At 72.0% G+C, this 13,359-nt stretch carries 10 protein-coding genes; 4 read left to right on the forward strand and 6 right to left on the reverse strand.

The features are described 5' to 3' along the window. Positions 1 to 3: 3 nt before the first annotated feature. Together ACFQ2D_RS03000 and ACFQ2D_RS03005 are read right to left on the reverse strand one after the other, a co-directional pair. Positions 4 to 1,248, reverse strand: a complete 1,245-nt coding sequence (locus tag ACFQ2D_RS03000) for an efflux RND transporter periplasmic adaptor subunit (RefSeq protein ID WP_386795520.1) — start codon at positions 1,246 to 1,248, stop codon at positions 4 to 6. Between the two features lie 97 nt (positions 1,249 to 1,345). Next, positions 1,346 to 2,722: a replication-associated recombination protein A gene (locus tag ACFQ2D_RS03005; protein ID WP_280940958.1), complete on the reverse strand. Its 1,377-nt coding sequence runs from the start codon at positions 2,720 to 2,722 to the stop codon at positions 1,346 to 1,348. A 216-nt stretch (positions 2,723 to 2,938) separates the two neighbouring features. On the opposite strand from ACFQ2D_RS03005, the gene ACFQ2D_RS03010 reads away from it, so the two are divergent. Continuing rightward, the gene (locus tag ACFQ2D_RS03010; protein WP_280940957.1) at positions 2,939 to 4,999 is read left to right on the forward strand and encodes a hypothetical protein; all 2,061 of its coding nucleotides are present in this window, start codon (positions 2,939 to 2,941) and stop codon (positions 4,997 to 4,999) included. A gap of 67 nt (positions 5,000 to 5,066) precedes the next feature. Here the strand turns inward: ACFQ2D_RS03010 and ACFQ2D_RS03015 are convergent, their stop codons facing one another. The 4 genes from ACFQ2D_RS03015 to ACFQ2D_RS03030 all read right to left on the reverse strand — a co-directional run bounded on the left by ACFQ2D_RS03015 (position 5,067) and on the right by ACFQ2D_RS03030 (position 10,086). Further along, entirely contained in the window at positions 5,067 to 5,729 is a 663-nt protein-coding gene (locus tag ACFQ2D_RS03015; protein WP_280940956.1) for a hypothetical protein, read from the reverse strand. Between the two features lie 62 nt (positions 5,730 to 5,791). Further along, positions 5,792 to 6,418: an outer membrane lipoprotein chaperone LolA gene (lolA, locus tag ACFQ2D_RS03020; protein WP_280940955.1), complete on the reverse strand. Its 627-nt coding sequence runs from the start codon at positions 6,416 to 6,418 to the stop codon at positions 5,792 to 5,794. 196 nt (positions 6,419 to 6,614) lie between these two features. Continuing rightward, the gene (locus ACFQ2D_RS03025) at positions 6,615 to 8,972 is read right to left on the reverse strand and encodes a DNA translocase FtsK (RefSeq protein WP_280940970.1); all 2,358 of its coding nucleotides are present in this window, start codon (positions 8,970 to 8,972) and stop codon (positions 6,615 to 6,617) included. Positions 8,973 to 9,018: 46 nt separating this feature from the next. After that, entirely contained in the window at positions 9,019 to 10,086 is a 1,068-nt protein-coding gene (locus tag ACFQ2D_RS03030) for an alanine dehydrogenase (RefSeq protein ID WP_280940954.1), read from the reverse strand. Positions 10,087 to 10,296: 210 nt separating this feature from the next. Here ACFQ2D_RS03030 and trxB point away from each other — a divergent pair, with 210 nt between their 5' ends. The 3 genes from trxB (at position 10,297) to aat (ending at position 13,271) form a co-directional block, all read left to right on the forward strand. Further along, complete coding sequence (gene trxB / locus ACFQ2D_RS03035) at positions 10,297 to 11,256, forward strand: thioredoxin-disulfide reductase (RefSeq protein ID WP_280940953.1); 960 nt, start codon at positions 10,297 to 10,299, stop codon at positions 11,254 to 11,256. A 36-nt stretch (positions 11,257 to 11,292) separates the two neighbouring features. Next, on the forward strand, positions 11,293 to 12,417 hold the full coding sequence (locus tag ACFQ2D_RS03040; protein ID WP_280940952.1) for a GNAT family N-acetyltransferase: 1,125 nt from the start codon (positions 11,293 to 11,295) through the stop codon (positions 12,415 to 12,417). A gap of 107 nt (positions 12,418 to 12,524) precedes the next feature. Further along, entirely contained in the window at positions 12,525 to 13,271 is a 747-nt protein-coding gene (gene aat / locus ACFQ2D_RS03045; RefSeq protein WP_280940951.1) for a leucyl/phenylalanyl-tRNA--protein transferase, read from the forward strand. Positions 13,272 to 13,359: the final 88 nt, after the last annotated feature.

The following is a 13,359-nucleotide window of genomic DNA, read 5'->3' on the forward strand; positions in this document are numbered from 1 at the left end:
CGATCAGTCGAGCTGCACCGGCAGTTCTCCGCGCTGGCGATCGTCGCCGGGTTCGGGCGCGTCCTGCAGTTCGATCCGGACCCTGTCGCCATCCGCGGGCAGCGCATCGGGTTCGAGCGCGCCGGCGGCGACCACCTGGTCTCCTTCCTGGAGTCCCTCCAGCACCTCGCTCATCGCCAGCCCGCGCAGGCCAAGCCGCACCGGGACGCGCTCGACCCTGCCGCCTCGTACGCGCAGCACGGCGGCCTGCTCCGCGCCGGGCCGCGCGTCGAGCAGCGCATCGTCGGGGATCGCGATCGCCGCGTCGCTGCGAGCGGTCAGGATGGTGGCGGTGACGGTCATGTCCGGGCGCACGAAGTCGGCTTCGGGATCGATGCGCAGGCGCACGTCGATGGTGCCGCGCGCCGGATCCACGCCCGGCGCGACGTGGTGGACCGTGGCCGCGAACGGTCGCCCGGGGAAGGCGTCGGCGATGCAGGTCGCCGACTGCCCCACCTCGAGCCGGTCGAGGTTCTTCTCGTCCAGCGCCAGCAGCACCTCGCCGGGCGCGTCCCGCGCGATCTCGAGCAGAACCTGGCCGGGCGTGACGGTGTCCCCCGGCTCGACGCTGCGGACCAGCACGGTGCCTGCGACGGTGGCGCGGATCACCGCGCGCGCCACGTCGGCCTCGGCCGCCGCCAGGCGCTCGCGCGCCTGCGCCTCGCGCGCGCCCCCGTCGAGCGCGGCCACGGCGATGCGCGCCTGGTCGGCCGCGGCGCGCGCGGCCACCACGGCTTGCGCGGCCAGTTCGACGTCCTCGCGCGCGACCAGCTGGCGCTCGCCCAGTTCGCGCCGCCGCGCGAGGTCGCGCTCGGCCTGGGCCAGGTCGGCCCGCGCCTGGCGCAGGCGCGCCTCGGCATCCGGCCGCTCGGCCTCGCGCAGTGCGGCCAGCGCGGCACGCGCTTCGTCGCGGCGGGCTTCCAGATCCTGCGCGCGCAGCACCACCAGCACGTCGCCGGGCGCCACGCGGTCGCCTTCCATCACCCGACGCTCCAGCACCAGGCCGGCGATCTCGGCGCCGACCTGCACGCGCGACAGTGCGGCCGCGCGCCCGGTCGCCACCACGTTCTGCACCAGCGGGCCCCGGACGACCTCGTAGCCGGGAAGCGCCGGCCCCCGCAGGCGCGAAGCGCCCCACGCCAGTACGAGCACCACCGCCACGGCGGCGGCGATCAGCGTCCACTTGCCCGGCTTTCGTCTGGTGGCCATCCCCTACCCCCTGGCAGCAAACCGCCATCTTTGCCGGAACCGGGTGAAGACGGGGAGGTCGATGCGCGGAACGCAGCGGTGCCGCTGCACGGGCCGCCTAGCCCGGTTCCTTGCCGCCGCGTGCGGGACGACGGCGCCCCGCGCGCGCGGCCCGCAGCCCGTCGAGCTTTTCCTTGAGCTTGAGCTCCAAGCCCCGCTCCACCGGCTGGTAGTAGGTGCGCTCGCCCATCGCGTCGGGGAAACCGGTCTGGTCCAGGGCCACCCCACCCTCGCTGTCGTGGTCGTACTGGTAGCCCTTCGAGTATCCAAGCTGCTTCATCAGCTTCGTCGGCGCGTTGCGCAGGTGCATCGGCACTTCCTGGGTACCGTATTCGGCCACGTCGCGGCGCGCCGCCTTGAAGGCGACATAGGCGGCATTCGACTTGGCGGTGCTGGCCAGGTAGAGCACCACCTGGGCCAGCGCCAGTTCGCCTTCCGGGCTGCCGAGGCGCTCATAGGTGTCCCAGGCGTCGATCGACATCTGCAGCGCGCGCGGATCGGCCAGGCCGATGTCCTCCACCGCCATACGGGTCAGGCGCCGCGCCAGGTAGACGGGATCGCAGCCGCCGTCGAGCATGCGCGCCAGCCAGTACAGCGCGGCGTCGGGATTGGAACTGCGCACCGATTTGTGGAGCGCCGAGATCTGGTCGTAGAACTGCTCGCCGCCCTTGTCGAAGCGGCGGGTGCGGTCGGCCAGCACCTGGTCCAGCACGTCGGTGGTGATCGTGCCGCCCTCGCCCACCAGCTCGGCGGCGATCTCGAGCAGGGTCAGACCGCGGCGCACGTCGCCGTCGGCGGCGCTGGCGATCAGCAGCAGCTGCTCGTCTGCGATCCGCAGTCCGCGGCCGCCCAGCCCGCGTTCGCTGTCCTCCAGCGCCCGCTGCAGGGCGGACTGGATGTCCTCGGCCGACACCGCCTCCATCACGTGCACGCGGCAGCGCGACAGCAGCGCCGAGTTCAATTCGAACGAAGGGTTCTCGGTGGTGGCGCCGACGAAGACGATCGTGCCGCGTTCAATGTGCGGCAGGAAGGCATCCTGCTGCGCCTTGTTGAAGCGGTGCACCTCGTCCACGAACAGCACCGTGCGCCGCCCTTCGGCGAAGCGGTGCCCGGCCTCGGCCAGCACCTGGCGCACTTCGGGCAGCCCCGACAGCACCGCCGAGACCGAGCGGAAATCCGCGTCGGCATAGCGGGCCAGCAGCAGGGCCAGCGTGGTCTTGCCGCAGCCCGGCGGGCCCCAGAGCACCATCGAATGCACCGCGCCGGTCTCGATCGACTGGCGCAGCGCCGATCCGGGCGAGACCAGCCGGCGCTGGCCCACCATCTCCTCGATGGTGCACGGGCGCATGCGCTCGGCCAGCGGTCGCAGCGCGCTGCGGTCGGTATCGAGCAGGTCGCCGCCGGGGTCTGGCGATGGGGTCCTGGCGCGAGGCACGTCGTTCGGGGGGAGCGGGAACCGGGGTGCGCACCATAGCAAGCGGCGGCTGAAGCTGCCGCGCGGAACCCGCACGCGCCCCCGACGACCGACGCCCGCGCGGGTCGGTCCCAGCGTGACGCGGGCCCCTGCGGTGCAGTAAGGTCGGCCGGCACGGAGCCGGGGGGGAACCGCGCCAGGCAGCGCCTGGCCGTCCCGTCTGCCAGAGGATATCGGATGTCCCAGCACGACCTGCCCGCGCGCCGCTGGCGTCTTTCCCTGCGTTCCGCCTTTCCGCTCGTGGCCTTGCTGGCGCTGGCCTGCCTGCTGCTCCCGGCCGCCGCGCTGGCCGCCGATCCGATCGGAGTGGCCGACTTCCGCCTGCCGCCGCAGGACCAGGCGGGCTGGACCCGCCTGTCGCCAGCCTCCGACAGCCGCCTGGTCTACGTCGATTCGCAGCAGGGCAACGACGCCACCGGCGCGATCTACCTGCCCGGCGATCCGGCGGTGGGGACGGATCCGCAATCGCCGCGCGGCACCATCCGCGCCTTCCGCACCCTGGCCGCCGCCCAGGCCGGACTGCGCGAGGACCAGCCGGACTGGCTGCTGCTGCGCGCCGGCCGGGTCTGGAACGAGCGGCTGGACATCCGCCGCGGCCGCTCGCCCGAAGCACGCGCGGTGGTGGCGCCCTGGGGCAGCGGCGCGCGGCCGGAACTGCGCACCGGCGCGGACAAGGGGATCGGCAACGTCTCGCTGGTGAACGTGGCCATCGTCGGCATCCGCTTCTGGGCCCACACCCGCGACAGCGCGGGGCCGCACTTCACCGGTTTCGAAGGCTCCAGCGGCATCAGCGTGTTCACCCGGCCGGAAGGCGACCGCCGCCAGGTCCGCGACGTGCTGATCGAGGACTGCGTGTTCCGCGCCTACTCCAACAACGTGCTGACCGGTTCGCGCTCGAGCAGCGGCAACGCGCCGATCACCCGCTTCGTGGTCCGCCGCAGCATCATCTCGGGCAACTACGCCACCGGCGGCCACGCCCAGGGCATGTACCATGTCGGCGCAGGCCAGCCGGTGCAGCCGGCCGTCCTGCTGCAGGAGAACCTGTTCGACCACAACGGCTGGCGCATCCAGTCGCGCGAGGGCAACAACGCCCAGGCCGAAGGCCAGGCGACCATGTTCAACCACAACACCTACTTCAGTTCCGCCAACGGGGTGGTGTTCCAGCGCAACCTGTTCCTGCGCGCCTCCTCGATCGGCAGCAAGTGGACCGCCTCGACCGGGGAACCCTCGCGCGCGGTGGTGATCGACGACAATCTCTACGCCGAGGGCGAGATCGGCATCAGCATCGGCGGCAATTCGGCCGGGGCCGACCGCTTCCAGGACGTGGTGATCCGGCACAACGTGCTGACCGACATCGGTCGCGCGCGCCCCACCAACCGATCGCTGTCCTGGGGCATCGAGGCCCAGGACTGGCTGGGCGGCGAAATCGACCGCAACCTGCTGGTCCACCAGCGCTCGGGCATCGGCAACACCCGGGGACTGAGGACCGCCGGCACGCGCGTGCGGGACCTCGTGGTCAGCGGCAACGTGCTCGCCAACCTGCAGGCCAGCCGCAGCTCGCCGGCGGTGGGGCTCGCCGTCGGCGCCGCCAGCGCCTACCGCGACAACATCGTGCACAACCCCGGCGACAACCCCGCCATCCGGCTGGAGGGTGGCGGCTTCGCGTTCTCGGGCAGCAACCGGTACGCCGGCGCGGCGCAGCAGCCGTTCCTGTTGAACGGTGCGGCCACTTCACTGTCGCAGTGGCGGACGGCCACTGGCGACCAGGGCGCGACCACCACCGCCCCCGCGTTTCCCGACCCACGGCGCGACCTGGAGGGCTACGCCGCGTCGTTGGGCCTCGATGGGTTCGACGGCCTGCTCGAGGCCATGTACGCGCAGTCGAAGGCGCGCTGGGATCCACGCCTGACCGCCGGCCCCATCAACAACTGGCTGCGCGCCGGCTTCGGCATGGCGCCGGCGTCGGGCCAACGCCTGCGGCGTGGCGGGAGCGCCCCGCTGGCGCCTCCGGTCGCGGCCCCTGCGCCCGTGGGGCGACCGGCGGTGTCGCCGACTTCGGCTTCACCCGCCCGGGCGCCCGCGTCCGGCGCGATCACGCAAGGGCGACACGCGGCGACGGCCGATGCGCGATCGATGGAAGGCATCAGGCGCTTGGCCGCGCGGCTGGTCCGCCTGTTCGCATTTGCAGGCGGGCGCGAACGGGCCGACAACCCGCGCGACCGCGAGCGGCAACGCTAGTCCGCCTCGCGGATCACCGGTCCTCCGTGGGCCGCCCTGTCCCGCAGCAGGCGGACACCGGACGCGGTCAGCGCGCCGCCACCCCGAGTTCGTAATTCACCCGCTGCCAGGCGCCGGCGACATGGTCGTACAGGGCCTCGATCCGCACCGGGGTGCTGCCGTCCAGCCCGAAGTCGGCGATGCCCTGCGCATTGATGCGCAGCAGCCGGCCGCCGCCCTGCACCGTGCTGATGTCGTCGAGCTGCAGCCGCGCGGAACGGCCGGTGAACTGGCGGTCGAGCTCCAGCGCGACCCGGTCCTCCAGTTCGCGCACCAGGCCGGCATCGTTGGGCACTTCGCGCTCCCCGGCGGACACGCCGCCGATGGTCAGGCGCGGATAACCGGCGCTGGAGAAGGTCGTGTCGTAGACCGTGCTGTAGCGGAAGCCGATCCACTCCTCGTCCCCGCCCAGCCGCATCCGGCCCTGCCCGCTGACGGTGCGGTCGCGCACGCTGGCGATGGCGACCTCGTAGGAATCGATGCTCGCCTCGATCGAGGCGGTGTTCATCTGCTCGGCCAGCGCCGCGACGACCACGGCCGCCACGGCGTTGTCGAGCGTCTCGTCGCCGCTCGTCGCCGCCGCCCGGGGCGCGGGCGCCGGGCTGGCGGGCGACACCCGCGCCGGGACGGCGGCCGGCTGCGCCGAAACAGGGCCGATCGCGAGGCCCGCGACCAGCAGCAGCCCGCCCATTGCGTGGACGATGCCGCTCGTGGTCCGGGCTGGCGCGCGCCTGTCCACCGGGTACCCGTGCCTCAGCCTTCGCCCACGACGTCCACGCCCGCGGGCGGGCTGAACACGAAGGTGCCGCGCTCGAAGCCCGGGTTGCGCTTCCAGCCGCTGAAACTGATCCGGGTGCGCTGGCCCAGCGCGTCCACGATTTCCATCCGGGACAGGCCGCTGGACCCCATGCCCAGGCGCGCGCTCTGGAACGGCGCGTCCTCCGCCCCCTGCTTCGGGCGCAGCACCAGCCACTGCAGCCCATCGGACTCGCCCGCGTCCTCGACCAGGTAGTCGCGGTCCAGGCGGGCCGGGTCGATCAGCGCGGCCAGCGGGCTGTCCTGCTCGGCGCTGCCCTGCGGCCGGCGGCTCACCTGCTCCAGGTCAGGGTCGTAGACCCAGACGGTCTTGCCGTCGGCCACGATCAGCTGCGGATAGGGCTTCTCGTACTCCCAGCGGAACAGGCGCGGGGCCGACAGCGCGACGCGGCCGCTGGAGCTTTCGCGCACGTGCCCGGACTCGTCCAGCACCTGCTGGGTGAACTGCCCGTCGAGGCCGGTCAGCCCCTTGGTGAAGCTGTCGAGCTGCTCGCGCGCGCCGGCGTGTGCGACTCCTGCCAGCAGGGCGACGGCGGCGAACAGCCAGCGGTGGGTGCGGATCATGGACGCGTCCTCGGGAATGGGTGGCGCAAGTCTGCAAAGAAGAAGCTGAACACGCACTTCGCCCATCCAGGTGCCGATAGAGACGCAAACCGCGCGGCGGGCCGGTCGCCGCAGCGGTGGCGCGCGTTCAGGCTCCTGCGCCAAAGCGGCCGCGGAACCGGCTGCCGTGGGGCGACGGGCGGAACCCTCGGAGCGCCTACTTCGGCGGCGGCGGCGCCAGCACGGCGCGGTCGCCGTTGTGCTCGGGCGCGGACACCACGCCCGCCGCTTCCATCGCCTCGACCAGGCGCGCGGCGCGGTTGTAGCCGATCTTGAGCCGGCGCTGCACGCCGGAGATCGAGGCGCGCCGCGTCTCGGTGACGATCTTCACCGCCTCGTCGTAGAGCGGATCGGATTCGTCGCCGGAACCGCCGCCGGCTTCCGGCAGGCCGGTGGCGCCGACGCTGGTGCCGTCGTACATCGTCTGCGACTCGTCCAGCACGCCCTCGATGTAGTCGGGTCCGCCGCCGCTCTGCTTGAGGTGCTCGACCACGCGGTGCACTTCCTCGTCGCTGACGAAGGCGCCGTGCACGCGCTCGGGCATGGCGGTGCCGGGCGGCAGGTAGAGCATGTCGCCGTGGCCGAGCAGGGTCTCGGCGCCGGACTGGTCGAGGATGGTGCGCGAGTCGATCTTGCTCGACACCTGGAAGGCGATGCGCGTCGGGATATTCGCCTTGATCAGGCCGGTGATCACGTCCACCGACGGCCGCTGCGTGGCCAGGATCAGGTGGATGCCGGCGGCGCGCGCCTTCTGCGCCAGGCGCGCGATCAGTTCTTCCACCTTCTTGCCGACGATCATCATCATGTCGGCGAATTCGTCGATGAAGATGACGATGAAGGGCAGCGTCTCCAGCGGCTCGGCGACTTCGCTGGACTCGGGATTGGGGCGGAACAGCGGGTCGAGCAGCGGCTGCCCGGCCTCCTGCGCGTCTCGCACCTTCTTGTTGAAGCCGGCCAGGTTGCGCACGCCCACCGCGCTCATCAGCTTGTAGCGCCGCTCCATCTCGGCCACGCACCAGCGCAGGCCGTTGGCGGCCTCCTTCATGTCGGTGACCACCGGCGCGAGCAGGTGCGGGATGCCCTGGTAGACGCTGAGCTCCAGCATCTTCGGGTCGATCATCAGCATCCGCAGGTCCTTGGCGGAGGCCTTGTACAGCAGGCTCAGCACCATGGCATTGACCGCCACCGACTTGCCCGAGCCGGTGGTGCCCGCGACCAGCAGGTGCGGCATGCGTGCCAGGTCGGCCACGGTCGGGCGGCCGGCGATGTCCTTGCCCAGCGCCAGGGTGAGCGGGCTGGCCGACTTGTCGTACTCCTTCGAGCGCAGGAGTTCGGACAGGTAGATCATTTCGCGGTGCGTGTTCGGCGTTTCCAGGCCGATCACCGACTTGCCCGGGATCACGTCGACCACGCGCACCGACTTCACCGACAGTCCGCGCGCGATGTCCTTGTCCAGCGAGCTGATCTGGCTGACCTTGATGCCCGGCGCCGGCTCGATCTCGAAGCGGGTGATCACCGGGCCGGGATAGGCGCCGACCACCTGCGCGTCGATGCGGAAGTCCTTGAGCTTGAACTCGATCTGCCGCGACAGCGTTTCCAGCGTGTCCTCGTCGTAGCCCTTGGGCTGCGGCTTGGGATCGTCGAGCAGGGCCAGCGGCGGCACGCCTGAGCCGTCGGCCACGTGGAACAGCGGGATCTGCTGCTCGCGCCTGGCGCGCTCGCTCTTCTCCACCACCGGCGCGGGCGGCGGTTCGATCTTCACCTTCTCGCGCTTCGCGCGCAGTTCGGTCTCGACCTTGCGGACCTCCTCGCGCTCGACCCGGCGCTCGCGCGCCTCGATGCGCTCGGCCGCCTGCTTGCGGCCACGACGCAGCAGTTCGGGCGCGGCCAGCACCCAGCCGCCGATGCGGTCGGCGACCGCCAGCCACGACAGCCCGGTTGCCAGCGTCACCGACACCAGCAGCAGGGCCAGGAGGAACAGGTTGCCGCCGATCGCGCCGAAGCCGCGGTCGAGCGAGTTGCCGACCAGGCGTCCGAGGATGCCGCCGCCGCCCTGGGGCATGCCTTCGACGTTGCCCAGGCGCAGGTACAGCATGCCGGTGCCGGCTACCACGAAGCCGACGATGCCCACCAGCCGCAGCGCCGGACCGAAGTCGACGCGGCCGTCGCCGTCGGAGTCCATGCCGAACAGCGCGATCCAGGCGATCGCGCCCAGGATCAGCGGCAGCAGGTAGGCCACGTAGCCGGTCAATCCGAGCAGGATGTCGGCGATGCGCGCGCCGACCGGGCCGCCGGCGTTGTGCAGCTCGGTGGCGACCCCGCCGCCCGAGGCCACGAACCAGCCCGGGTCGTCCGGCGAATGCGTGGCCAGGCAGACCAGCAGGTACAGGAGCACAGGCGCGATGAGGATCATCGCGATGTCGCGCAGCAGGCGCTGGCGACGCGGATCGGGGGGCGCGGCCTCCCTGGCCGTCGCGCGCTGCCGCTTGCCGCGTTCAGGAATCGCCCGAGCCACCGTCATCCACTGCCTTAGCAAACCGACACAATGCCTTGATCTTAATTCAAACTTCCGTCGATTGCAGGGCTGGATGCACGATCCGCCCGCCTTCGACGTTGATGCCGCGCAGCAGCGGCGGGTGGTCGCGCCAGTCGCCCGAGGCCAGCCGGTCCACCCAGGGCAGGATGGCCGCGCAGATGGCCTGGGACGAGGTCCGGGGCACCGCGCCGGGCATGTTGGTGACGCAGAAGTGGATCGCGCCCTCCTCCACGTAGGTCGGCTCGGCCCAGGTCGTGGGCCGCGAGGTCTCGAAGCAGCCGCCCTGGTCGATCGAGATGTCGACCAGCACGCTGCCGGCCTCCATCCCCGCCACCATGTCGCGGCTGAGCACGTGCGGCGCCACCGCCCCGGTGACCAGCACCGCCCCGACCACGAGGTCGGCCGAAGCCACCTCGCGCGCGACCAGGTCGTCGTAGGGATAGAGCGTGGTGACGTTGTGGCCCAGCCGCATCATCTCGTCGCGGCGGTCCTGGCGCTTCTCGAACACCACCACGCCGGCGCCACCGGCCGCGGCCAGCGCCGCCGCCGCGCCGCCCGCCTGGCCCGCGCCGAACACCACCACCTTGCCGCGCGCAGTGGACGGCAGCCCGCCCAGCAGCACGCCCTTGCCGCCGAGCGGCTGGTGCAGGTAGTGGGTGCCCACCTGCACCGCGATGCGCCCGGCGATCACCGACATCGGGGCCAGCAGCGGCAGCTCGCCGCTGTCGAGGGCGACGGTCTCGAAGGCCACCGCGGTCAGGCCGATGTCCAGCAGGCGCCGGGTCAGCACCGGCTCCGGCGCCAGGTGCAGGTAGCAGAACAGCAGGTGGTGTTCACGCAACAGCGCGAGGTCGCCCCCGATCGGCTCCTTGACCTTGACGATCAGCTCGCCGCGGTCGTACAGCTGGGCCGCGTCGGCGGCGATGCGCACGCCCAGGCGCGCGTACTCGGCGTCGGCGAACCCCGAGCGCAGTCCGGCGCCCTGCTCCACCCACACCTCATGGCCGCGCCGGACAAGATCGCCGGCGGCGGCGGGCACGAGCGCCACCCGGCCCTCGAGCGTCTTGGTTTCCCTGGGCACGCCGATGCGCATGGCAGTCGCTCCCGTCAACGGCCGTCGCGGCCGTGCATGAAAAAACCCGCGCAGGCGTTGCACGGGTTTGCGATGCGCGGCGCGTGGATGCGCCGCGCGGCTGGACGCTGCGTTCCGCCGCAGGCGGGCGCGCGCGCCTTGTGTTGCCGCCGCCACGCCGCCAAGCTATGCGCTTCGTTACGCCGCAACTCCATCCTTTCGCGAGTATACATGGCCCCTTCCGCGCCCCGGCACATCCGCCTGATCATCCTCGGCTCCGGCCCCGCCGGCTGGACCGCCGCCGTCTACGCCGCCCGCGCCAACCTCAAGCCCGTGGTCATTACCGGCCTGCAGATGGGCGGCCAGCTGATGACCACGACCGAGGTCGACAACTGGCCGGGGGATGCGCACGGGCTGATGGGGCCGGACCTGATGGCGCGCATGCAGGCGCACGCCGAGCGCTTCGAGACCGAGGTGGTGTTCGACCACATCCACACCGCCGACCTGTCGCAGCGTCCGTTCCGCCTGGTCGGCGACAGCGGCGAGTACACCTGCGACGCGCTGATCATCGCCACCGGCGCCACCGCCAAGTACCTCGGGCTGGAGTCGGAGGAAACGTTCAAGGGCCGCGGCGTGTCCGCCTGCGCCACCTGCGACGGCTTCTTCTACAAGGACCAGGACGTGGCCGTGGTCGGCGGCGGCAATACCGCGGTCGAGGAAGCGCTGTACCTGTCCAACATCGCGCGCAAGGTCTACCTGGTGCATCGCCGCGACACGCTGCGCGCCGAGAAGATCATGCAGGACAAGCTGTTCGCCAAGATCGCGGCCGGCAAGATCGAGCCGGTCTGGCACCACACCGTGGACGAGGTGCTGGGCAACGAGGCGGGCGTGACCGGCATGCGCCTGAAGTCCGTGCTCGACGGCAGCACCCGCGACATCGACGTGCACGGCTTCTTCGTCGCGATCGGCCACACGCCGAATACGGCCCTGTTCGAGGGCCAGCTGGCCATGAACAACGGCTACCTGGACATCCGCTCCGGACTGGCCGGCGGCGCGACCGAGACCTCGGTGAAGGGCGTGTTCGCCGCCGGCGACGTGGCCGACCAGGTCTACCGCCAGGCGATCACCTCGGCCGGCTTCGGCTGCATGGCCGCGCTGGACGCGGAACGGTTCCTGGACAAGGGCGCCTGACCGGCGCCCGCCGGCACGGCGGGCGCGGCGACCTGCATGGACGAGGTCCGGATCCATCGCCGCCTCGCCGACATCCCGGCCGACGCCTGGGATCGCCTGCACGATGGCGGCAATCCCTTCGTCGCCCATGCCTTCCTGTCCGGGCTCGAGCAGGCCGGCTGCCTGCGCGAAGACTGGGGCTGGGTCCCGCACCATGTCGCGCTGTGGGAGGACGAGACGCTGCTGGCGGCGGCGCCGGCGTATCTGAAGCACAACTCGCACGGCGAGTTCGTCTTCGACCACGCCTGGGCCCACGCCTATGCGCAGCATGGGTTGGACTATTTCCCCAAGCTGCTGTGCGCGGTGCCCTACTCGCCCGTCACCGGACCGCGGCTGCTGGCGCCGGAACCGGCGCTGCGCACGGCACTGGCCGGAGCGCTGGCGGACGAGGCCGGGCGCCTGGGGCTGTCTTCGGCGCACGTGAACTTCCACCCCGAAGCCGAGGATGGCGGTTTCGGCGCCGACTGGATCGAGCGCGCCGACCTGCAGTACCACTGGCGCAACGACGCGGGCTGGTCGAGCTTCGAGGATTACCTTGCCGCGATGGACCACAAGCACCGCAAGAACATCCGCCAGGAGCGGGCGAAGGTGGTCCGCGCGGGCGTGAGCTTCCGCATCGTCCACGGCGACGAGGCCAGCGCCGCGGACCTGGCGACCATGCACCGGTGCTACCTGCAGACCTTCGCCGAGTACGGTAATTCGCCGGCGCTCACCCTGGATTTCCTGCGGCACCTGGCGCGGACGATGCCCCGGCAACTGGTGCTGGTCCTGGCCATGCAACAGGACCAGGCGGTCGCCGGCGCGCTGTGCCTGCGCGGTCGCGACACGCTGTACGGACGCTACTGGGGCGCGCTGGCGCAGCTGCCGGGCCTGCATTTCGAAACCTGCTACTACCAGGGCATCGAGTATTGCCTGCGCGAGGGGCTGCGCGCGTTCGAACCCGGCGCGCAGGGCGAGCACAAGATCGCACGCGGCTTCCTGCCCACGCCGGTGCGCAGCCGCCACTGGATCGCCGACCCGCGCTTCCGCGAGGCCATCGCCGACTGGTGCGCGCAGGAGCGCGCGGCGGTCCGCCAGCACGCCGGGTGGCTCGCCCGGCGCGGTCCTTTCCGGTCGCACTAGTCCGGGGCGCCGCGTCCCGCTGCGCGCCCGCGCGGAGCTGGCGGCGGACAGGATCCGGTGGCCGGCAGGGCGGCTGCCGGCGCGATCGCGCCGCCTACAATGCGGCGGTGAGCCTTCAGATTCCCTGGCTGGATGACGACCCCGGCGCGCCCTTCCCGGCGCCCGGGCGGATGCCGGGCTTGCCCGACGGGCTGCTGGCGGTCGGCGGCGACCTGTCGCCCACCCGGCTGCTCAACGCCTACCGGCAGGGGATCTTTCCCTGGTATTCGGAGGGCCAGCCGATCCTGTGGTGGTCGCCCGACCCGCGTACGGTGTTCCGCACCGATGGCGTGCGACTGTCCTCGCGCTTCCGTCGCAGCCTGCGCCGCTCGGGCTGGGTGGCCCGCGCCGACACCGCCTTCGACGGCATCATCGAGCGCTGCGCCCGGATTCCGCGCCGCGGCCAGGCCGGCACGTGGATCACCGCGGAGATGCAGGCCGCCTACCTGCACCTGCACCGGCTCGGCCACGCCCACAGCGTGGAGGTCTATGCCAGCGACGCGGAAGACGCCCCGCTGGTGGGCGGGATCTACGGGGTCGCGGTCGGGCGGATGTTCTTCGGCGAAAGCATGTTCAGCGCCGCCTCCGGCGGATCGACCGCCGCGCTGGCGGCGCTCGCCGGCTGGCTGCGCGACCGCTGCTGGCCACTGGTCGACGCCCAGGTGGAAAGCCCGCACCTGCTGTTCCTCGGCGCCGCGCGCATGCCGCGCGAGCGCTTCCTGGAGGCCATCGCGCCGCTGGTGGAAGCGCCGGTGCCGCCGGGCCCATGGACGCAGGAATTCGGCACGATCCCGCTGCGCACGCTGGGAACATGAATACCCGGCCCGGGGCCGGCTTTGCACCCCGGCGGCGCGCATGTCAGAATGCCGCGCTTATTTTCGCGGCAGTGGCACGCCGCAACCA

The sequence above is a fragment of the Luteimonas composti genome, assembly GCF_042678665.1.
Classification (GTDB): Bacteria; Pseudomonadota; Gammaproteobacteria; order Xanthomonadales; family Xanthomonadaceae; genus Luteimonas; species Luteimonas composti.